21 protein-coding genes are annotated in these 20,587 nt (G+C 69.6%); 10 read left to right on the forward strand and 11 right to left on the reverse strand.

Going from position 1 to position 20,587, the window contains the following annotated elements; all coding sequences use genetic code 11:
* Nucleotides 1-14 precede the first annotated feature (14 nt).
* The 3 genes from H9Y04_RS47750 to H9Y04_RS18630 form a co-directional block, all read right to left on the reverse strand.
* Nucleotides 15-2,090 (reverse strand): alpha/beta hydrolase, encoded by a 2,076-nt coding sequence (locus H9Y04_RS47750; protein ID WP_187814990.1) that lies wholly within the window; start codon nt 2,088-2,090, stop codon nt 15-17.
* A gap of 69 nt (nt 2,091-2,159) precedes the next feature.
* Nucleotides 2,160-2,480, reverse strand: coding sequence for a hypothetical protein (locus H9Y04_RS18625; RefSeq protein WP_187814991.1), 321 nt, complete (start codon nt 2,478-2,480; stop codon nt 2,160-2,162).
* A gap of 174 nt (nt 2,481-2,654) precedes the next feature.
* A complete protein-coding gene (locus H9Y04_RS18630) occupies nt 2,655-3,413 on the reverse strand; it encodes an SLATT domain-containing protein (protein ID WP_308801022.1) in 759 nt (252 codons plus the stop codon).
* Nucleotides 3,414-3,636: 223 nt separating this feature from the next.
* Here H9Y04_RS18630 and H9Y04_RS18635 point away from each other — a divergent pair, with 223 nt between their 5' ends.
* The 3 genes from H9Y04_RS18635 to H9Y04_RS18645 all read left to right on the forward strand — a co-directional run bounded on the left by H9Y04_RS18635 (nt 3,637) and on the right by H9Y04_RS18645 (nt 5,444).
* Complete coding sequence (locus tag H9Y04_RS18635) at nt 3,637-3,981, forward strand: YbaB/EbfC family nucleoid-associated protein (protein WP_187814992.1); 345 nt, start codon at nt 3,637-3,639, stop codon at nt 3,979-3,981.
* Nucleotides 3,982-4,090: 109 nt separating this feature from the next.
* On the forward strand, nt 4,091-4,690 hold the full coding sequence (gene recR, locus H9Y04_RS18640) for a recombination mediator RecR (RefSeq protein ID WP_187814993.1): 600 nt from the start codon (nt 4,091-4,093) through the stop codon (nt 4,688-4,690).
* 85 nt (nt 4,691-4,775) lie between these two features.
* A complete protein-coding gene (locus H9Y04_RS18645; protein WP_187815130.1) occupies nt 4,776-5,444 on the forward strand; it encodes a DUF5063 domain-containing protein in 669 nt (222 codons plus the stop codon).
* 88 nt (nt 5,445-5,532) lie between these two features.
* Here H9Y04_RS18645 and H9Y04_RS18650 read toward each other — a convergent pair whose 3' ends face one another.
* Together H9Y04_RS18650 and H9Y04_RS18655 are read right to left on the reverse strand one after the other, a co-directional pair.
* Nucleotides 5,533-6,747: a cytochrome P450 gene (locus tag H9Y04_RS18650; protein WP_187814994.1), complete on the reverse strand. Its 1,215-nt coding sequence runs from the start codon at nt 6,745-6,747 to the stop codon at nt 5,533-5,535.
* Nucleotides 6,744-7,490, reverse strand: coding sequence for a cyclodityrosine synthase (locus H9Y04_RS18655; protein ID WP_308801029.1), 747 nt, complete (start codon nt 7,488-7,490; stop codon nt 6,744-6,746). Before H9Y04_RS18655 ends, H9Y04_RS18650 begins: the two co-directional genes overlap by 4 nt.
* 348 nt (nt 7,491-7,838) lie before the next feature.
* Between H9Y04_RS18655 and H9Y04_RS18660 the strand changes: the two genes are divergently transcribed.
* The 4 genes from H9Y04_RS18660 (at nt 7,839) to H9Y04_RS18675 (ending at nt 12,594) form a co-directional block, all read left to right on the forward strand.
* A complete protein-coding gene (locus tag H9Y04_RS18660) occupies nt 7,839-9,110 on the forward strand; it encodes an aspartate kinase (protein WP_187814996.1) in 1,272 nt (423 codons plus the stop codon).
* An 83-nt stretch (nt 9,111-9,193) separates the two neighbouring features.
* On the forward strand, nt 9,194-10,252 hold the full coding sequence (locus tag H9Y04_RS18665; RefSeq protein ID WP_187814997.1) for an aspartate-semialdehyde dehydrogenase: 1,059 nt from the start codon (nt 9,194-9,196) through the stop codon (nt 10,250-10,252).
* A 525-nt stretch (nt 10,253-10,777) separates the two neighbouring features.
* Nucleotides 10,778-11,377, forward strand: coding sequence for a SigE family RNA polymerase sigma factor (locus tag H9Y04_RS18670; RefSeq protein WP_187815131.1), 600 nt, complete (start codon nt 10,778-10,780; stop codon nt 11,375-11,377).
* Nucleotides 11,374-12,594: a hypothetical protein gene (locus H9Y04_RS18675; RefSeq protein WP_236070966.1), complete on the forward strand. Its 1,221-nt coding sequence runs from the start codon at nt 11,374-11,376 to the stop codon at nt 12,592-12,594. Before H9Y04_RS18670 ends, H9Y04_RS18675 begins: the two co-directional genes overlap by 4 nt.
* 16 nt (nt 12,595-12,610) lie before the next feature.
* Here the strand turns inward: H9Y04_RS18675 and H9Y04_RS18680 are convergent, their stop codons facing one another.
* Nucleotides 12,611-12,994: a nuclear transport factor 2 family protein gene (locus H9Y04_RS18680; protein WP_187814998.1), complete on the reverse strand. Its 384-nt coding sequence runs from the start codon at nt 12,992-12,994 to the stop codon at nt 12,611-12,613.
* A gap of 104 nt (nt 12,995-13,098) precedes the next feature.
* Between H9Y04_RS18680 and H9Y04_RS18685 the strand changes: the two genes are divergently transcribed.
* Nucleotides 13,099-14,958 (forward strand): S9 family peptidase, encoded by a 1,860-nt coding sequence (locus tag H9Y04_RS18685; RefSeq protein ID WP_187814999.1) that lies wholly within the window; start codon nt 13,099-13,101, stop codon nt 14,956-14,958.
* A gap of 555 nt (nt 14,959-15,513) precedes the next feature.
* A complete protein-coding gene (locus H9Y04_RS18690; RefSeq protein ID WP_187815000.1) occupies nt 15,514-16,350 on the forward strand; it encodes an SURF1 family protein in 837 nt (278 codons plus the stop codon).
* Between the two features lie 56 nt (nt 16,351-16,406).
* On the opposite strand, the gene H9Y04_RS18695 is transcribed toward H9Y04_RS18690, so the two are convergent.
* Nucleotides 16,407-16,568, reverse strand: a complete 162-nt coding sequence (locus H9Y04_RS18695; RefSeq protein ID WP_187815001.1) for a hypothetical protein — start codon at nt 16,566-16,568, stop codon at nt 16,407-16,409.
* Between the two features lie 97 nt (nt 16,569-16,665).
* On the opposite strand from H9Y04_RS18695, the gene H9Y04_RS18700 reads away from it, so the two are divergent.
* On the forward strand, nt 16,666-16,980 hold the full coding sequence (locus H9Y04_RS18700) for a DUF6191 domain-containing protein (RefSeq protein WP_187815002.1): 315 nt from the start codon (nt 16,666-16,668) through the stop codon (nt 16,978-16,980).
* A gap of 101 nt (nt 16,981-17,081) precedes the next feature.
* On the opposite strand, the gene H9Y04_RS18705 is transcribed toward H9Y04_RS18700, so the two are convergent.
* The 4 genes from H9Y04_RS18705 to H9Y04_RS18720 all read right to left on the reverse strand — a co-directional run bounded on the left by H9Y04_RS18705 (nt 17,082) and on the right by H9Y04_RS18720 (nt 20,529).
* On the reverse strand, nt 17,082-17,669 hold the full coding sequence (locus H9Y04_RS18705; protein WP_187815003.1) for a DM13 domain-containing protein: 588 nt from the start codon (nt 17,667-17,669) through the stop codon (nt 17,082-17,084).
* A gap of 102 nt (nt 17,670-17,771) precedes the next feature.
* Nucleotides 17,772-18,596 (reverse strand): ABC transporter permease, encoded by an 825-nt coding sequence (locus H9Y04_RS18710; RefSeq protein WP_187815004.1) that lies wholly within the window; start codon nt 18,594-18,596, stop codon nt 17,772-17,774.
* Nucleotides 18,593-19,567, reverse strand: a complete 975-nt coding sequence (locus tag H9Y04_RS18715; protein ID WP_187815005.1) for an ATP-binding cassette domain-containing protein — start codon at nt 19,565-19,567, stop codon at nt 18,593-18,595. Before H9Y04_RS18715 ends, H9Y04_RS18710 begins: the two co-directional genes overlap by 4 nt.
* A 119-nt stretch (nt 19,568-19,686) precedes the next feature.
* Entirely contained in the window at nt 19,687-20,529 is an 843-nt protein-coding gene (locus H9Y04_RS18720; RefSeq protein WP_187815006.1) for a DUF4097 family beta strand repeat-containing protein, read from the reverse strand.
* Nucleotides 20,530-20,587 lie beyond the last annotated feature (58 nt).

A 20,587-nucleotide genomic window follows, 5' to 3' on the forward strand; every position in this document is an offset into this window, starting at 1 on the left:
CCTCGGATCAGCGTTCAGGTCCGGGCAGCGTAGTCCTTGCGGGCAACCGTGTGCAGGGTCTCGGCCGACAAGCGGCAGCGGATACGGGGATTCAGATCGGCTACGCGCCCGGGCTCCGGGATGCCACGGGAGATTCGACGGACCAGAAGTCGGAGTGGACATTGGGGCGGGGGATCACGTCGGCGTTCTCGTAGGAGGGGCCATTGGGGGGTGCCGTGGGGGGCTTCACCTTCGACTCTTCGGCGCGGGGGGTCTCGACCTCGATGTGCGCCTGCCGCTGCTCGCCGATGATCAGGGCGATCCCGAAGCCGTCCTTTGTCTTGGCGTAGATCGCGGGGAGTGCCGGGTCCTTGTCCACGGACTTGATCCGGTAGCCGCTCTTCTCCCACGCTCGCTGGACCAGTCCGAGGAAGGCACCCAGCCGCTCTTCGGAGATCTTCGTCATGACGATGCGCTCGCGGTGCACCGAGGTGGTGCCGAAGTTGTATCCGTGCGCCCACTGCACTTCGGGCTTGAAGGAAGCGTTGCGCCCCGAAGGTCTCGCTCGCCGGGTCCTTGCCGAACCAGACGTTGTCGTCTCCCTGGTCTGCAAGGTCGCCGAAAGCCCATGAGACGAGGGGCCCGCCATGGTCCTTGCCCACGTTGAGATCTGACGCCTTGTCGGCACTCGTGCCGGGGCTGCCGACGAGGACGATGTCGTCGGCTCCCGGGATGCCCCCTTCCCGTTGGGCCGCGAGGCCGACCGTCAACGAACCGTAGGAATGCCCGACCGCAGTCACGTGAGGGTCCGCATTCCGATTTGTGGCCGAGACGCCCGCCATGAACTCGTTGTAGGCGGGCGCGCCCTTTGCCGCCTGAGCCTCGCTCATGACGGACTCGCCACTGACCAGGTCTCCCGGGCTGGTCTGGGGCGCGTCGTAGCCGAGCCACACGATGGAGGCGCTGGACGGGTCGTACCGCCTTGCTCCAACGGCAGTGTGCAGAGCACGGTCGACCGTCCCGTTGGCGAACTCCTCGTCCAACTTGGTCCCCAGCCCCGGCACATACGCCGACACGTTCCGGGCCTTGTCCGGATCTCCGAAGGACACGATCGCCCGACCGTTTCCCTCAGCGCCCACGCCGAGGAGGAACATCGGCGGTCGCGTAGGCTCGTGCAGGCGCTCCTCGATCCGCCGTAGTCCGGTCAGCATGGTCTTGGCGTCCTCGCCGCCTGCGGCTTCCATCTGGTCGATGAGCATGGGCAGGTGCGCACGGTTGGCTTCGTCCCGTGCGGTCGCCGGAATGCCGTCAAGGTTGCCGATGACCTCCGGAGCGAGCGCCAGAAACTCGTCGCGCTGCGCCGGCGACAGCCCATCCCACCAGGCCTTGCGCTCTGCCGGTGACTTGTCCACCGGCACTTGGCTCTCGATGTACCGGCTGATCTCCCCGCTCACCACCCCGGCGTCCAGGGCCACGTCCTCCCAGGTCCTGGCATTCACGGTGAGGCCGGGCGCCGCCCTCAGCTTGCGCAGCGCCGAGTTGTAGCGCTCGTCGATCCTGATCGCGTCGGCCACGGCACGGGCGATACGGTCCGCTACCCCTTCGGCGAAGGCGCGTTGAGGGTTGGTGCCGGCTATGAGGTCCTCAGAGCCGGAGTCGAGCCGACCCGAGGCCGAAGGGCGTGGGCTGAGGGGGTCGATGCGGCCCACCACCGTGCCGCCGGGGACCTCGGCATCCCCGTATTTGCTACGCGACGACGGATAGGTCACCCAGCCCTTCGCATCGACGGAGAAGCCTCGCTCGGCCGCTTCGTCCAGTGCCTGCTTGAGATCCCGCTGAGGTGTGCGCAGTTCGAAAGCCAAGCTGTCCAGGGTGCCGCGGATGAGGGCCGCTTCTCTGTGCACGTAGCGGTAGTTGTCGCTCAGTCGCCGTAGACGCTTGACGGCAGCTTTGGCTGCCTCACCTTCCTGCGTCTTGCCGACCCTCGCGACCATGTCCGTGTCCACACGGTCCCGGGCATCGTCGGCTGTGCGGCTCAGCGATGCCCACCCGTCGGCGGCGTTGTCGAGTTTGCCGCAGTCCAGGTCACGGAGTTGCTGCCAGGTGAGCACTGGATCACCGCCCGCTCTCGGGCACCGCGACGGAGTTCACGGACGCCTTGCCCTCCGCGTCCGTACCCGTCAGTTCCTTCGCGGCGCTTCGCAGTACAGGGCCGAGCGCATCGCATTCATCGCGTACCGCTTCGAGCCGTTCTTCCCAGGAGGTGAGCACAGCGCTGAGCGCGTCGAAACTGTCGAGCCCATGGTCCCGCTGGAGACTCCGTAGTGCTCCAGCTCGTACCTGTCCTTGATCCCACTGTGTGCCCCGCCGAGGCTGCGCAGCGCATTCTTGGTGCCGGTCAGGAGGTCGTCGGCGACCCCGGCGGCGTCATTCCACGGCTTGGCCGCGTGCTTCAGGCCAAGGCCGGCCGCCTCGGACGGACCTGACCGGTTCAGACGCATTTGTTCGGAAGGTCGTGCCGTCGCCGCGGCCTTCAGGTCCTCTCACTCCGCCCACGCCATCCGCAACCCCCACTTCCCGTCTGCAACGACTCTCCGCTCTTTCCCTGGGCGGAAGTCATGGTACGGACGGTGCGAGAGCAACGGATGAGTAGGAGTACCTATCCCGCCCCGGTCTCAGCGCGCCTCCGGCGGCCGCTGCCGGGGCATGTTCGGGCGGGGCAGGGGGAATCGGGTCGGGGGCGGGCCCTCCGTGCGGGACGGGGCGACGCCCGCGGACTGCATGACCAGGGGGGCCGGGCCCGAGCGGAACTCGACCATCCAGTCCGCGGTCTCCGAGCGGACCAGCTCCGTCACGTCCTCCGAGAAGCGGCGCAGGATGCCCAGGCAGCGCTCCGCCGCCTCGCCCGCCGTGCCCTCGGTGGGGCCGAGCACCTCGCGTACGGACTCCGAGGCCCAGTCGAACTGGAGCGTCTGCAGCCGGCGCTGCACCGCCTGCGCCGTGGCCACGTCCCTTATCCAGCCGGAGGTCAGGCCGAAGTAGCGGTCGCAGCCGATGCAGGCCACGGACAGGAGCAGCGCCAGATAGCCCCAGGGCGCAGCGCCCCGGACCGCCGAGGTCAGGTCGAGCAGCGGCAGCGCCGCGCCCGCGACCGCGCCGAGCGCCGAGCCGAGCCGCAGGGCCCGGGCGCCGCGGCGCTTCCAGCCGCGGTCGGTCAGATACCAGGCCGCGGTCTCCCGCGCCCCGTCCTCCACCCACCGGTACAGCTCGTCGAGCCGCTCGGCCGGCTCGCCCCAGTCGCCGAGCGGAAACGGCCGTGCGGTGAGATCCTTCGCCCCCGCCTCGCCCCGTGCCGCGGGCACGCCCCCTGCGCTCGCGGCCTCGCCGGCCCCGCCTTCAGGCGGCACCTCGGGCTGCATCCCCGGCTGGCTCACCCGGCACTCCCTTGCTGGTACGGCTGGGACAGATGTGCAGGCATCTTCCTACCGCCCAATGGGTGGCCATGGTGGGGTTCCGGCGGGTTTTCCGCCCGTACGTGGGTGTTCATCGGGTATAGGGCACTCTCCCGTCACTCGAAAGAGTGCCAGGGCGTGTCACGTGGCGAGCACGTAGGCTCGTGCCAGACCGAGAATGTGTCCGAGAACCCAGGAGCTGATCGTGATTCCCGGTGGTGGCCAGCCCAACATGCAGCAGCTGCTCCAGCAGGCCCAGAAGATGCAGCAGGACCTCGCCCAGGCGCAGGAAGAGCTCGCGAGGACCGAGGTCGACGGGCAGGCGGGCGGGGGCCTGGTGAAGGCCACCGTCACCGGCTCCGGCGAGCTCCGCGGCCTCGTGATCGACCCGAAGGCGGTGGACCCCGAGGACACCGAGACCCTCGCCGACCTGATCGTCGCGGCGGTCCAGGCGGCGAACGAGAACGCGCAGACGCTGCAGCAGCAGAAGCTCGGCCCGCTCGCCCAGGGCCTCGGCGGCGGCAGCGGCATCCCCGGACTGCCGTTCTAGGACGGCTCCCCCCCGGTGCGCCCGTCCAAGTGACATACCGGCTCTGCTCTTCTGCGGGTCCGGCGCACCAACTACCGTACGTCTCAAGGAATCTCAGGAAGGCAATCCGTTGTACGAAGGCGTGGTCCAGGACCTCATCGACGAGTTGGGCAGGCTGCCCGGCGTCGGTCCCAAGAGCGCGCAGCGGATCGCCTTCCACATCCTGCAGGCCGAGCCGGCCGATGTGCGTCGGCTCGCGCACGCCCTGCTCGAGGTCAAGGACAAGGTCCGGTTCTGCAGCGTGTGCGGCAATGTCGCGCAGCAGGAGCAGTGCGGGATCTGCCGTGACGCCCGGCGCGACCCCTCGGTGATCTGTGTCGTCGAGGAGCCCAAGGACGTCGTGGCGATCGAGCGGACCCGTGAGTTCCGCGGCAAGTACCACGTGCTCGGCGGGGCGATCAGCCCGATCGAGGGCGTGGGCCCGGACGATCTCAGGATCCGCGAGCTGCTCGCGCGCCTCGCGGACGGCACGGTCACCGAGCTGATCCTGGCGACCGACCCGAATCTCGAGGGCGAGGCCACGGCCACGTATCTCGCCCGCATGATCAAGCCGATGGGCCTGAAGGTCACCCGCCTCGCCAGCGGCCTCCCGGTCGGCGGCGACCTGGAGTATGCCGACGAGGTCACTCTGGGGCGGGCCTTCGAGGGGAGGAGACTCCTCGATGTCTGAGAAGTACGAGAAGTCTGAGATGCCTGAGTTGTCCGACGACGTTACGGCGCCTCAGCACGGCGCATCACGGGAGGTCGAGATCGCCATGTCTTCTTCGGTGGAGAGCCCGCTGCACGCCACAGCGCCGGACCCGGACGACTTCGCGGTCCAGATCGCGGACCAGGTCGAGTCGTTCATCGTCGCCGTGACCGAGGTCGCCAAGGGCGACGAGCCGGACTCGGCGGTGCCGTTCCTGCTGCTCGAGGTCTCCCAGCTGCTGCTCGCCGGCGGCCGGCTCGGCGCGCACGAGGACATCGTCCCGGACGAGCGCTATGAGCCCGACCTGGGTCCCGAGCCGGACGTCGACGACCTGCGCGAGCGGCTCGCCCTCATGCTCGACCCGGTCGACGTCTACTCCGAGGTCTTCGACCCGTACGAGCCGCGCAAGGCGCCCGTCGCCTGCCGTATCTCCGACGACCTCGCCGATGTCATCACCGATCTGCGGCACGGCATGGCCCACTACCGCGCGGGCCGCACCACCGAGGCCCTGTGGTGGTGGCAGTTCTCCTACTTCTCCAACTGGGGCTCCACCGCCTCGGCTTCGCTGCGCGCCCTGCAGTCCCTGGTCGCCCATGTCCGCCTCAACCAGCCCCTTGAGGAGCTGGACGGCCTGGACACCGACCAGGACCTCGGTGAGGACGCGCTCGCGGAGGAGGCCGGCAAGGTGATGGCGGAGGAGATCGCGGGTCCGCTGGGGCTGCGCCCCGTCAAGTAGCCGTCATCAAGCAGCCGTCATCAAGTAGCCGTCCGCGTAAGGCCGGTGAGGGTTCAGGTCCTCACCGGCCTTACGCATGGCTAGGACGTCACCACATCACAGGCAAGCGCTCCGGCAGCCGCTTCATGAACCCCGTGCGCCACACCAGCTGCTCGATCGGCACGGCGAGACGGAGCTCCGGCGTGTGCTCGATCAGTGCCTCGATGGCGATCTCCGCGTGCTTCTTGCCGAGCGCGGTCGCCGGGCAGTAGTGCTGACCGCCGCCGAACGACAGATGCTGCGCGTTGTTCGGCCGCTCCAGGTCGATCTTCTGCGGATCGGCAAAGGCCTCCGGATCGAAGTTCCCGCCCTCCGGCAGGACGAGGACGAGCTCCCCCTTCCGTACGAGGACCTCGCCGACCTGGATGTCCTCGGTGGCAAGGCGCGGCAGTCCGTCCGCGATCGAGAGGTTGATCCGCAGCAGCTCGTCCACGGCCGCGGGGATCTTCGAGCGGTCCTCGCGCAGCTCTGTCCACAGCTGTGGATTCTGGAACAGCGAGACGACCGCCATCACGAGGAAGCCCGCGGTCGAGATCACGCCCGCGCCGAACATCGTGACGCCGACCGTCGCCAGCATCTCGTCCGTCAGATGCGCGTACTCGGGGTCCTCGCGCAGGGCCGCCAGCTCCGCCATCAGACCCGTGGTCGCCGGGTCGTCGAGCCGCTCGACCATGTAGGCCATGTCGCGGTCCCAGTTGAGCTTGGCGCCCGTGATGGGGCAGGCCGAGTTCATGAACGCGATGTGCAGGCTGCGCATCAGCTTCGCGCCGTCGGCGGGCGGTATGCCGAGGATGTGGCAGTGCAGGCCCGAGGAGTACGGGTCGGTGAAGTCCTCCCGCAGATCCGCCGGCGCCCCCTCTGCCGTGAACGTGCCGATCAGCTCGGCCGCGTACGTACGCAGGAAGTCCTGCAGTCCGGGCGCCTTCGGGTTGAGCGCCTTGAGGACGGCCTTGCGCAGGCCGGCGCCCGTGATGTTGCCCATGTTGTTGACGACCTCGGGCGGGATCGTCAGCGCGTACTGCCGCGGTACGCCGGGCGCCGAGGTGTCCTTGAGGCTGAAGCGGCGGTCCTCCAGGACCTGCTTGCACAGCGCGTACGAGGAGACCAGCCAGGCCTCGTCGCCGGCGATGGTCCGCACCCGGCGGATCGGCGTCTTCTCGCGCAACTCCTCGACCTGGTACGGGAGTCGGTCGCCGCGCGCGGAGAAGGGGAAGTCGAGCAGGTCGTACGCGCCCGAGGGCGAGGCGAGTGTCGGCGCGGTCATGCGGTCTCTCCTTGGGCGGGCTCGGCGGGCGTCACGATCGCGTGCCCCTGGTTGCGGGAGGCGCGCAGACCGTGGCCGCGCGAGTAGAGCAGCTCCGCCATCGGAAGGAGCTGGTGGTAGCAGTTGAGCGAGGACGGGACGCCGAGGATCGCGGGCGTGTCCAGGAACAGCGGCGCCTCGGCGCACACGTACTCCAGGCACACCTCGCGCTGGTGCTCGGTGGCCTTCTTCCCGTCGAGGACCTTGTCGGACAGGAAGGAGTCCACGAGCGCGTCGCAGGTGGCGCGGAAGTCCTCGTCGTGCGCGAGACGTCCGCGCAGATGGTCGTGGATCTCCTTGTACGCCGGGTTGTCGGTGAAGGAGGACATGGGGTGGGCGCGCAGCCTTCTGCCGTCGGGATCGACGGCGGCCACGGCGTTGTTCACCTTGGCCCGTACGCCGCGCAGGTTCTTCACGAACTTGCGGCGGGCGTCGTCGGGCTCGTAGCCGAAGGCCTCGTACATCTCGGCCACGTGCAGGTCGGTATAGACGAAGTCCACCCGTCGGAAGAGGGCGAGCCCCCACAGCGCCAGATCCTGGATGCGCTGGGCGGAGAAATAGGAGTTGCCGGGGGAGACCCCGATGACGGCATGGTCGCCGTCCTCGCAGATCACCTGGCAGTGGGGGGTGTAGGGCTCGACGCGGAATTTTCGTGCCGCATCCGATTGCGGCGAGATGAACGGCTGGAGCTCGAGAACGGTCACAGCGGTCAACTGGACGAATTCCTTTGGCCGTTGCTATCCCCGATGGGGCCTTGTGCCCCTGGTGCGGCAACGGCGACGCACAGTTAATACCGGGCTACTGAGAGGCGTCAACGGATACTGACCGGCCGGTGAGTCGGTGTCCGTGCGGCCCGTACGCGATCACCTCGTGTGAAGCAGCACACGTTCCGGAGTGCGCCGCGAAGCCCTGGGCAGATGCCTGTCCGGAGCGGACGGCAGCCCGGATGATCACGGAGTGAGCGGGACATCTCACGATGTGACCCGTCCGGGGCAAGGGCTGTCCGCTCGTTAAACTGAGCCGACCACCAGTGGACTGAGCGAGGAGCGCACGTGAGCCTTGTCGTGCAGAAGTACGGAGGCTCCTCCGTAGCCGATGCCGAGGGCATCAAGCGCGTCGCCAAGCGGATCGTGGAAGCCAAGAGGAACGGCCATCAGGTCGTCGCCGTGGTTTCCGCGATGGGCGACACGACGGACGAGCTGATCGATCTCGCCGAGCAGGTATCCCCGATCCCTGCAGGGCGCGAGCTCGACATGCTGTTGACCGCGGGAGAGCGGATCTCCATGGCCCTTCTTGCCATGGCGATCAAAAACCTGGGCCACGAGGCCCAGTCGTTCACCGGCAGCCAGGCAGGTGTCATCACCGACTCGGTCCACAACAAAGCGCGCATCATCGATGTCACGCCGGGCCGCCTTCGCGCCTCCCTCGAGGAGGGCAACATCGCGATCGTCGCCGGCTTCCAGGGTGTCTCGCAGGACAGCAAGGACATCACCACCCTCGGCCGCGGCGGCTCCGACACCACCGCCGTCGCCCTCGCCGCCGCGCTCGACGCGGACGTCTGCGAGATCTACACGGACGTCGACGGTGTGTTCACCGCCGACCCGCGGGTGGTGAAGAAGGCGAAGAAGATCGACTGGATCTCCTTCGAGGACATGCTGGAGCTCGCCGCGTCGGGCTCGAAGGTCCTGCTGCACCGCTGCGTCGAGTACGCACGCCGTTACAACATTCCGATCCACGTACGGAGTTCCTTCAGCGGACTTCCGGGTACCTGGGTCAGCAACGAGCCGCAAGGGGATCAGCAGGTGGAGCACGCGATCATCTCGGGCGTCGCGCACGACGTCTCCGAGGCCAAGGTCACCGTCGTCGGCGTCCCCGACAAGCCGGGCGAGGCCGCGCACATCTTCCGCGCGGTCGCCGAGGCCGAGATCAACATCGACATGATCGTGCAGAACGTGTCGGCCGCCTCGACCGGTCTGACCGACATCTCCTTCACGCTGCCGAAGGCCGAGGGCAAGAAGGCCACCGCCGCCCTGGAGAAGATCAAGGCGACGGTCGGCTACGACTCGCTGCGCTACGACGACCAGATCGCCAAGATCTCCCTCGTCGGCGCCGGCATGAAGACCAACCCGGGCGTCACCGCGCAGTTCTTCGAGGCGCTGTCCGACGCGGGCGTGAACATCGAGCTGATCTCCACCTCGGAGATCCGTATCTCGGTCGTCACCCGCGCCGACGACGTCAACGAGGCGGTGCGCGCCGTGCACACCTCCTTCGGCCTGGACAGCGACTCCGACGAGGCCGTGGTCTACGGCGGCACCGGCCGATGAACAAGGTCCACGGAGGCCTGACCCGATGAACGAGGTCTACGGAGGCCTGGCCCGATGAACGAGGTCTACGGAGGCCTGACCCGATGACCGTACGCCCGACGCTCGCGGTCGTGGGAGCGACCGGGGCCGTCGGCACGGTCCTGCTCCAGATCCTGTCCCAGCACGCGGACATCTGGGGCGAGATCCGCCTGATCGCCTCCCCGCGCTCGGCCGGCCGCAAGCTGGCCGTGCGCGGGGAGGAGGTCGAGGTCCTCGCGCTGAGCGAGGACGTCTTCGAAGGCGTCGACGTCGCGGTGTTCGACGTGCCCGACGACGTCTCCGCCCAGTGGGCGCCGATCGCCGCCGCCAAGGGCGCGGTGGTCGTGGACAACTCGGCGGCCTTCCGCATGGACCCCGACGTGCCGCTCGTGGTGCCCGAGGTCAATCCCCATGCCGTACGGGTACGTCCGCGCGGCATCGTCTCCGTGCCCAACTGCACCACCCTCTCGATGATCGTCTCGGTGGGCGCGCTGCACGCCGAGTTCGGCCTGCGCGAGCTGGTGGTCTCCTCGTACCAGGCCGTCAGCGGGGCCGGGCTCGCCGGCATCGCGGCGCTGCGCGAGCAGCTGAAGCTCGTCGCGGGGACGGAGCTCGGCACGACGCCGGGCGATGTGCGCCGCGCGGTCGGCGACGCCACAGGACCGTTCCCCGAGCCGGTGGCGCTCAATGTGGTGCCCTGGGTGGGCTCGGTCGCGGACGACGGCTGGTCGTCCGAGGAGATGAAGATCCGGGGCGAGTCCCGCAAGATCCTGGACCGGCCCGACCTCCGGGTCAGCGCCACCTGCGTACGGGTGCCCGTGGTGACCACGCACTCGCTCGCGGTCCATGCGCGGTTCGAGAACGAGATCACGGTGGAGCGTGCGTACGAGATCCTCTCGACCTCGCCCGGTGTGGTGCTCTTCGACAATCCGGCGGCCGGTGAATTCCCGACGCCCGCCGATGTGGTGGGCACCGACCCGACCTGGGTGGGGCGGGTGCGGCGCTCGCTGGACGACGCGTTCGGTCTCGAGTTCTTCGTGTGCGGGGACAATTTGCGCAAGGGCTCGGCGTTGAACGCGGCACAGATCGCCGAATTGATCGCCGCCGAATGGTCCGCTTCATAGGGCTTTCGACCCTTTTCGGTGCCCGAATTCTCCGTTTGCTTCCGTGAATCCGAATGGTCAGCTGGTGCGCCGGTATGCGGCCACAATGCCCGTTTTCAGCGGCAGTTCGAGTCCCCTCTGCCCTCCTGTCGGCCATCACTTCTGTGTAAATTGTGTGTGCGGACCACAGGTCCAGTCCAGCGGGGCAGGCCTGTGCGGGCGTCCGGATTCCCTCCCCGTCGAAGTGCAACCGCGCGCGCGACGGGGAGCGTCTATGCGGTCGCCCTCTTCAAGCGCCGCAGCAAAATGGGGCATAGGGGAAGAGCTGGTACGTATGACGGCATCTGACACCACGTCAGGGGCGAAATCCGCCGCAAACGTGATGCCACACACGTACAACCCTGACGGGGGGAAACGTGTCCAACAGGCGTGGCAGAGGTACTCGAGTTCTCATTGGCCCTCGCGGGGCCGCGGACGCAGCGACGGCGGCCCGCGCGGCCTGTCGTGGCCGGCGGCCCGCCGAAGCGCCGCAGCACCGACAGTGGCATGCCGGTGATCGCGCCCATGCCGGCGACCCGGCCGACCGGCCTGCCGGGTCAGCGCGAGGGCGCTGACGACGTCATGGCTGCGGGCACCGACGCCACCGCTGCTGCGGGCACGACCGTCGACCATCTCACCGAGACCTACCGACAGCACTACCGCTCCCTGCTCGGGCTCGCGGCGCTGCTCCTGGACGACACGGCCTCCTGCGAGGACGTGGTCCAGGAGGCGTTCATCCGCGTGCACTCCGCGCGCAAGCGCGTACGCGAACCCGAGAAGACCCTCGCGTATCTGCGCCAGACCGTGGTGAACCTGTCGCGGTCGGCGCTGCGCCGCCGCATCCTCGGCCTGAAGCTTCTGTCGAAGCCGATGCCGGACATGGCGAGCGCGGAGGAGGGGGCGTACGACCAGCTGGAGCGCGATGCCCTGATCAAGGCGATGCGCGGTCTGCAGCGCCGCCAGCGCGAGGTCCTCGTCCTGCGCTACTTCGCGGACATGACCGAGGCGCAGGTCGCCGAGACGCTCGGCATCTCGCTCGGCTCGGTCAAGGCCTACGGCTCCCGCGGCATCGCGGCACTGCGCGTCGCCATGGAGGCGCCCGCATGAGCGAGCGCCGAAGCGGCGACGAGCCCGGCGGGCTCCCCGATGAGGGGATGCCGGGCCACAACCGGTACGGTCGGGGCGGCCCCGGCGGGGACCGTGACGAACGCGGCGCGTCCTGGGCGGGACGCGACCACGGGCACGGGCAGCACGGACAGCATCAACAGCATGGTGGGTACGGAACGGTGAACGGCGCGAGCGGACCCGAGAACGACCCGGACCTGCGAGGGCAGGACCTCGAACCGGACGAGCTCGCACTGCGCCGCATGATGCGCGGTGCGGTCCAGGACATCGCCCCCTCGGGCGACGCGCTCGACCATCTGCGCCGTGCGGTCCCCGCGCGCCGGGCCCGCAAGCGGCAGGCCCTCGTGGGGATGGCGGCCGCGGCCCTCCTGATCGGCACCGCGGTGCCGGCCGTCTTCCACGTGGCCACGTCACCGGCGTCCGACGACCAGTTCTCCAGCGCCAACGACTCCTCCGACGTACCGGGCGAAGGCTCCGACGAGGGCCCCGGCTCCGAGAGCGGCGGAGGCGGCACGCCGTCGGGCAAGGACGGCGACAAGGACAAGGGCAAGGACGGCGAGAAGGACAAGGACAAGGGCGAGGAGGGCGAGACTGCCACCGACGGTGCCACCGTCGGGACCAGCCCGTCCGGCGACGTGATCGCGGGCGCGCCGGTGTGCGACGCCTCGATGCTGACCGATGCCTCGGCCACGACCGGAGCCCCGCAGTCCGACGGCAAGGTCTACGGCAGCTTCAAGGTCGCCAACCAGTCCGGCGCCGAGTGCACCCTCGGTGGTTCCGGCAGTGTCACCTTCGCCGCCCAGGGCGCCGCCCAGGACTCCAAGATCACTGTCGTGGAGCACACGGCCGGCGACCCGGCGGCCGGGCTGCCCGCACCGTCCGCCGAGCCGACCGCGATCCTCCTGAAGCCGGGAGAGTCCTACGAGGTCCAGTTCGCCTGGGTGCCCTCGGGCTCCTGCCCGACGACGAACCCCTCGCCCGACCCGTCGCCCACCGAGAACAACGCGGACACCGGCGGTACGGGAGACACGGCGACCGGCGAGGGCATGCAGACCCAGCTCGTCACCGCGGAGGAGACCGCCGACGGCAGCGTCTCGATCACGCACACCGCACAGCCGGGTGCGCCCGCCGCGGACGCGACCATTCCCAATGCGTGCGAGGGCACGATCTACAAGACCGAGGCGATGCCGGCGTCGTAGGCGCGTGGGCGGAGTGTCAGTAGCGCTCCGCCAGGTGCTCGCGGCCCGCCGGCGGCTCGTACGGCTCCGGCCAGAAGTCGGTGATCGCCACGATGCGGCCGGACTCGTCGGCCGTGAACAGATTGACCGCGTACATCTCCTTGATGCCCTCCGTCACCTGGATCCAGCTGACCGCCTCGTCGCCCTCGGCGACGATCCGCAGCACGTGGACATGCCAGTCGCCCGGGTACTCCCGGTTGAACTGGAGATAACGCTCCTTGCCGCGGATCCGCTCACGGGACTGCGGCATCTCGTACACCACGTCATCGGCGAGCACCTCGCCGAACGCCGTCCAGTCACGGGCCTCGGCCGCGGCCCAGTACGTCTCGACTGCCTTGCGCAGCGCGTTGGATGAGGTCATGCCCGCAGTCTGCACGCTGCCACTGACAACGCCATCCCACCTGCGAAGATCGTGAGTTTTCCACAGGCTGCCCGGAAATCTCCGGGATCGGCTTTGATGGAGCCATGAACGACGACGCCCGCACCTCCGCCGGCTCCGAGGCCTCTGCCGCAGCAGCGGCCTCCGCCGGGTCCGCCTCCGGCCTGCCCGTCTGGGAGCAGCGCTTCCGCGCGCCGCGTGTCTCGCTGCCCGACTGGGCGGAGGACGCTCCGGAGCGAGCGCTGTTCGTGTCCAATGCGACCGGCACGTATGAGCTGTACGCCTGGGACCGCGACAGCGGCGAGCAGCGTCAGGTGACGGACCGGCCCAATGGCACGACGGACGGGGTGCTCACCCCGGACGGCCGGGCGATCTGGTGGTTCGCGGACACGGACGGGGACGAGTTCGGGGTGTGGATGCGCCAGCCTTTCGAGGGCGGCGCGGACGAGCCCGCGGTCCCGGGGCTCGACCCCTCCTATCCGGCGGGTCTCGCGCTCGGCCGGGACGGCTCGGTGGTCGTGGTGGGCCGCTCGACGGACGAGGACGGCACGACCGTCCATGTCGTACGGGACGGGGGAGAGCCCACTGAGATCTATCGGCACGAGGAGTCGGCCGGCGTCGGCGACCTCTCCCATGACGGGACGCTGATCGCCCTGGAGCACACGGAGCACGGCGACGCGATGCATGCCGCGCTGCGGATCGTGCGGCTCGACGGGTCCATGGTCACGGAGCTCGACGACTCCAAGGGCGGCACCGAGGATCTCGGCCTGGAGGTGCTCGGCTTCGCACCGGTGGACGGCGACCCCCGGCTGCTCGTCGGACATCAGCGCCGGGGCCGCTGGGAGCCGCTGATCTGGGACGTGACCACGGGCGAGCAGACCGAGCTGCTCCTCGACCTGCCCGGTGACGTGAGCGCCGAGTGGTACCCCGACGGCTCGGGGCTGCTCGTCGGCCACAGCTTCGAGGCCCGCAGCGAGCTGTACCGCTATGACCTGGCCACCGGCGGTCTCACCCGGATCGACACCCCGCCGGGCTCGGTGGGCGGCGCGACGGCGCGGCCCGACGGGACGGTCGAGTATCTGTGGTCCTCGGCGGCCGTCCCGCCCGCGGTCCGCTCCACGACCGGCGAGGTGGTCCTCGACCCGCCGGGCCCGAAGGCCCCTGGCTCCGTCCCGGTGGAGGACGTCTGGGTGGAGGGCCCCGGCGGCAAGGTCCACGCACTCGTGCAGCGCCCTGCCGGAGACGGCCCCTTCCCGACCGTCTTCGACATCCACGGCGGGCCGACCTGGCACGACAGCGACGAGTTCGCGGCGGGCCCGGCGGCCTGGGTGGACCACGGCTATGCGGTCGTGCGGATCAACTACCGCGGCTCGACGGGCTATGGCCGCGAGTGGACCGACGCCCTGAAGCACCGGGTCGGCCTGATCGAACTCGAGGACATCGCGGCGGTCCGCGAATGGGCCGTGACCTCCGGCCTCTCCGACCCCGCTCGCCTGATCCTCGCGGGCGCCTCCTGGGGCGGCTATCTCACGCTCCTCGGCCTCGGCACCCAGCCGGGCGCCTGGGCCCTCGGCCTCGCCTCCGTCCCGGTCGCGGACTATGTCACGGCTTACCACGACGAGATGGAGAACCTGAAGGCGATGGACCGCACGCTCCTGGGCGGCACGCCGGAGGAGGTCCCCGAGCGGTACGAGGCCTCGTCACCGCTCACGTACGTGGACGCGGTCAAGGCCCCGGTCTACATCGCGGCCGGCGTCAACGACCCCCGCTGCCCCATCCGCCAGATCGACAACTACGTCGCCCGCCTGGCCTCCCGCGGCGCGATCCACGAGGTGTACCGCTATGACGCGGGCCACGGCTCGCTGGTGGTGGAGGAACGGATCAAGCAGGTCCGACTGGAGCTTGAGTTCGCGGAGCGGCATCTCTCCGGCCCGGCGGGCGTTTGAGGCAGAGCGCGTTCAGCGCGAAGGGGGGGGGCAGGGGGCGGAGCCCCCGCGGTCCCACCCAACTGGGGGCTCCGTCAACGAGGGTCTGGGGTGCAGCTCCAGGTGGGTCCTACCCGCCCGGGGTCTGGGGTGCAGCTCCAGGTGGGTCCTACCCGCCCGGGGTCTGGGGTGCAGCTCCAGGCGGGTCCTACCCGCCCGGGGTCTGGGGTGCAGCTCCAGGCGGGTCCTACCCGCCCGGGGTCTGAGGCGGAGCCCCGGTTTTGGGAAGGGGCGGGTAGGGGAAATCCGCCCGCCGCAGGCGTCCCACCCGCACCCCCACTCACCCGCGCCCGACTACGCACCGCACCCGACAACGCGCCGCATCGCGCCACACCGCACCGCACCCGACAACGCACCGCATCGCGCCACACCGCACCCGACAACGCGCCGCATCGCGCCACACCGCACCCGACAACGCACCGCCCCCTCCGACAGACCGCCCACCGGAACCGGACCGCGCACGGGGGCCGGGACCCGGGGCCGGGGCAACCGGCACGTGCCCGTACCGTGGAGGGCGTGTACCGCTTCCTGCTGACGCCACGCTGGTGGGGCATCAACGTCTTCGTCCTCCTCGCCATCCCCTTCTGCATCTTCATGGGGTCCTGGCAGCTCGGCCGCTTCGAGGACCGCGTCGAGGGCCACCGCACAGCGGAGGAGCACAGCGAGCAGGCCGGCAAGGGCGCCGCGACGCCCCTCACCGACCTGCTCCCGGTCACCACGGAGACCTCCGGCAAGCGCGCCGAGGTCAAAGGCACCTGGGCCGACCAGTTCACCGTGCCCGACCGCGAGCTCGACGGAAAGCGCGGCTTCTACGTGCTCGCCCTGCTCAAGACGGACGGCGGCAAGGCCATCCCCGTGGTCCGCGGCTGGCTCCCCGCCGGCGAGCAGGCCCCGCCCGCACCGACCGGCGCGACCACCCTGACCGGTTCGCTCCAGGCCTCGGAGAGCTCGGGCAGCAGCGGAGTGAGCGCGGCCGGCGGGCTGCCCGAGGGCCAGCTCGGCATCATCAGCGCGGCCTCGCTCGTCAACCTCGTCCCGTACGACGTGCACGACGCGTGGATCACCGCGGACCGTGCCACGGACGGACTGCGCACGGTCCCGCCCAAGGCCCCCCAGGGCACGGGCCTCGACCTCAAGGCCTTCCAGAACCTCGGCTACACCGGCGAGTGGTTCATCTTCGCGGGCTTCGTGCTCTTCATGTGGTTCCGGCTGCTGCGCCGGGAGATCGAGTTCGCACGCGACGCGGAGCTGGGCCTCGACCAGCCGGCCGCCGCCCAGCCCGACGGCTCACCCGTCGGGCAGGGCGGCCCCGAAGAGGACAGGGCAGCCCCGGAAAAGGCACCGGCCCCGTAGACGCGACAGAGCCCCGGCCCGCAAAGGCCGGGGCTCACGCATGGGGGCCGCAGGGATCAGCGGTTGCCCTGGCGGCGGGACTGGGCCTTCTGCTGCAGCCCTCTCGTCTTCGCGCTGATCGACTGCACATCGGGCTTGGTGCCCTTGGTGCGCGCCTGAGCGGCGGAGATCTTGGAGTGCTGCGGGTCCTTGGGGTGGTCGTGGGCATGCTTGGCCATGAGCCACTCTCCTCCTTGTGCCGGACTGGCATACGTCCTCCACTTTCCCCCCGGTCCAGGGGTTCGGCCACTTGGCGCAGTGGGCGACACTGGGGCCATGGGATTCGTCGTGATGGCCACACTGCCGGGGCTCGTCATCCTGCTCACGCTGACCGCGTTCGTGGATCAGCTGCTGCTGCGGGCCGGCCGGGCGGGCATCCTGCCGTGGCGCAACGGAGCGCGCACGGGGCAGGTGTCCGCCACCGGTTTCGAGCAGTTGCACGGGGCCCTGTCGCCGGGCAAGCAGAACGAGCTCAAGGAGCGCGAGACCGCCCTGGTCCTGAAGGACGACGAGGAGGACGGCGCACCGCCGCACCGCACTACGGTCGACCTCGACGGCGGCACGGCGGTCATCCGCCGCCCGGCGGCCTGACCGGGTACAACAGAGGCCACCGGGCACAACAGAGGCCACCGGGCACAACAGAGGCCACCGGGCACACCAGAGGCCACCGGGCACACCAGAGGCCACAGCCCTCAGACCTCCCGCAGCTCCGCCGCCCCGAACGACACGTCGAACCGGTCGCACCAGATCGACACGCTCCCGAAGTCGTCCAGATTCACCTCGGCCGGGATCACGTAGTTCTGGCTGCCCTTGTTCCCCTTGAGCTTGCCGAGGCTCACGTACTCCCCGTCGTCGAAGACCCGCCAGCCCGCGGTGCCCTCCTTGACCGGTGCGTCGGTGATCCAGACCCGCAGATCCGGACCGTTGCTGGTCTCCAGGTCGGTCAGCCGCAGCACCCGTGAACCGTCGGCCAGTTCGAGCACCTGCACCGACCCGCGCGTCTCGTGCTCATGGCTGATGAACTCGCCCCGCACCAGCGTCTTCGGCCCGGCGGGCGCGCTCGGGGCGGGCGAACCTTCCGCGGACGGCTCGGCCGCCGGCTTCCCTGCCGGCGGTGCGCTCGCGGTGGGTGAGATCCCGGGCAGCGCCTCGTTCACGGTCTCGTCCTGGAAGAGCTTCCACGGCTGGAACCAGTACAGGCCGAAGCCGACGAGCACCGCGCCGACCACGGCCGCGCTCACCACGACCTTCGGCTTCAGCAGACTTCGTATACGGGACATCGCGCTCTCCGCTCCACACGCGGCCGGACCGGCCGCCCTTGCCGTATTCAACGGCAGGGACGACCGGTCCGATCGCAGCGCGGAGCCGACGTAAGACTTCCGTCACCGCTTGACGGTCTTGTTGTACGCCCGCAGCGCCCACCAGTAGCCGAAGAGCGCGAGTCCGGCGCACCAGGCGAGGGCGATCAGGCCGTTGTTGCCGATCTCGCCGCCCATCAGGAGGCCGCGGACGGTCTCGTTGATCGGCGTGAAGGGCTGGTACTCGGCGAACCAGCGCAGCCCGGCCGGCATCGAGTCGGGGTCGACGACCGCGCTGCCCATGAGGGGCAGGAGCGTCAGGGGCAGCGGACCGTTGGAGGCGGACTCGACGGTCTTGGCGTTCATGCCCATGCCGGCGCACAGCCAGCTCAGGCCCAGGGCGAGGAAGATCAGCAGGCCGGCGGCGGCGAGCCACTCGACGACCGAGGCGTTCGGACGGAAGCCGATCGCGACCGCGACACCGGTGATCAGGGCGAGCACCGCCGTGACCTGGATGGTGCTGCCGAGCACATGTCCGCTGAGCATGGCGCCGCGGGAGATCGACATCGTACGGAAGCGGTTGATGATCCCTTCCGTCTTGTCGGTGCAGACGGACACGGCGGTGGCGACGGCGCCCGAGGTCGCGGTCATCACGATGATGCCGGGCACCAGGTAGTTGATGTAGTCGTCCCGCGTGGTGCCGGGGCCGAGGGTGCCGGTGCCGATCGCGCCGCCGAAGACGTACACGAAGAGCAGCAGGAAGAGCAGCGGCATGACGAGGATCGAGATCGTCATCGCCGGGTAGCGCTGCATGTGCTTGAGGTTACGGCGCAGCATCGTCAGGGAGTCGCGCACGGCGGTCGAGCCGCCGGGAGCGGTCTTGGCGGGGGTGAGGGCGGCGGTGCTCATCGGGCCGACTCCTTCTGCGGGGTGGTGTCCTGCGCGGGCTTGCCGGTGAGGGTGAGGAAGACGTCGTCGAGGTCGGGGGTGTGCACGGTCAGGGACTCGGCCGTGACCCCGGTGGTGTCGAGCACGTCGAGTACGGCGCGGAGGTTGGCCACCGAGCCGTCGCTGGGGATCTGCAGCGTCAGGGACTCCTCGTCCTTGTTCGCGACCCCGAACAGGCCGGCGGCGGTGTCGAGTTCGGCGGCGTCCGAGAACTGCAGCCTGACGTGCCCGCCGGGGATCCGCCGCTTGAGCTCCTCGGCGGTGCCCTCGGCGACGAGCCGGCCGTGGTCCAACAGCGCTATGCGGTCGGCGAGTTGGTCGGCCTCCTCCAGATACTGCGTGGTCAGGAAGATGGTCGTGCCCTGGCCGACGAGATCGCGGATGAGTTCCCACATGATCCGCCGGCTGCGCGGGTCGAGGCCGGTGGTGGGCTCGTCGAGGAAGATGATGCCGGGGCTCGAGACCAGGGTCATCGCGAGATCCAGCTTGCGGCGCATACCGCCGGAGAAGGTGGCGGCCGTCTTGTGCGCGGCCTCGGTGAGGTCGAAGCGCTCGAGCAGATGGGCGGAGCGCCGCTTGCCCTCGGCCTTGGGCAGATGGCTGAGGTCGGCCATCAGCATCAGGTTCTCCTCGGCGGTGAGGAGGTTGTCCACGGCCGAGAACTGGCCGGTGACGCCGATCGAACGGCGGACCTTCGCGGCCTGGCGAACCATGTCGTATCCGGCGATCTGCGCCTCGCCGCCGTCCGCGGCGATCAGGGTGGAGAGGATCTCCACGGTGGTCGTCTTGCCGGCGCCGTTCGGACCGAGCAGAGCGAAGATGCTGCCCTCCGGGATCGTCAGATCGATCCCGTCGAGGACGACCTTGTCTCCGTACGACTTGCGCAGACCGATGGCGGTGATGGCGGCGGGAGCAGCATTGGATGTGCTCATGACAGCCTGCCTCCTGTGCGTGGGTAGGGGGTGGTGAAGTGGCTTGTGGAGTACGGGGGTTGGGGTGGGCCCCTCGGATGTCGGGCTGAGGGGCCCGGCTCGATGACTGGTGAGGCGGATCAGGCGCGGCGGATCACGATGTCGCCGACCGAGGTGCGGCCGCGGACCTCCACGGTCTCCTTGGAGGCGTCGGGGCCCGTGCCCGGGCCGAGCTCGTTGCGTACGGCACCGGCCTTGGTGTTCACGTCCAGCCAGGCGGCCGTGCCTTCGGCGATACCGATCTCCAGGGGGCCGACGGAGGTCTCGAAGCGGACCTGGCCGCGCTCGACCCGGCCGATCCGGATGGCGCCGGCCGAGGAGGCCGCGTCCACGTCGCCGTGCGCGGTGCCCACGGAGATCCGGCCGTTGGCCGCCTTGGCCTGCAGGTTCCCGGTGATCGTGCCGACGGCGCTGTCGCCGTTGCTGTTCTTCACGGTGGCCGGACCGTCGATCTCGCCGAGGTCGATCCGCCCGGTGCCGGAGATGAACTGGTGGTCGGTGCCGCTCGCCCGGTCCACGCGGATGTCGCCGAACCCGGTCTTGATGTTGGCGTTGCCGACCTCGTCGAGATGGATGTTGCCCATGCTCGTCTTGACCGTGACATCGCCGAACCGGCCCTGGCCGTCGATGTAGATCATCGAGGCGTTGCTGCCGAGCGCGGAGCCCTCCGGTAGTTCGACGACCACGTCGATGCCGCCGGACTTGTTGAACACGGACCGCGACTTGGGCGCCTTCACGAGCAGCCGGCCGCCGGAGAAGGTGACCTGGGTGTTCTTCGCGGTGCGTACGTCGCGGTCGTTGGCGTCGTTGGTCGGCGTGACCTCGACGGTGGTGTCGGTGCGGTCGCTCGCGGCGATCCGCAGGTTGATCATGTCGCCCTCCACGGTGACGGTGATCGGTCCGGGGGTCTCGAAGCTGGTCATCTCGGGTCCGTCCTTACGGTGTGAAGTCTGAGGTCTGTGTCGTGCTTGAAGTCTTGGG

The organism is Streptomyces polyasparticus (assembly GCF_014493765.1).
Taxonomy (GTDB): Bacteria; Actinomycetota; Actinomycetes; order Streptomycetales; family Streptomycetaceae; genus Streptomyces; species Streptomyces polyasparticus.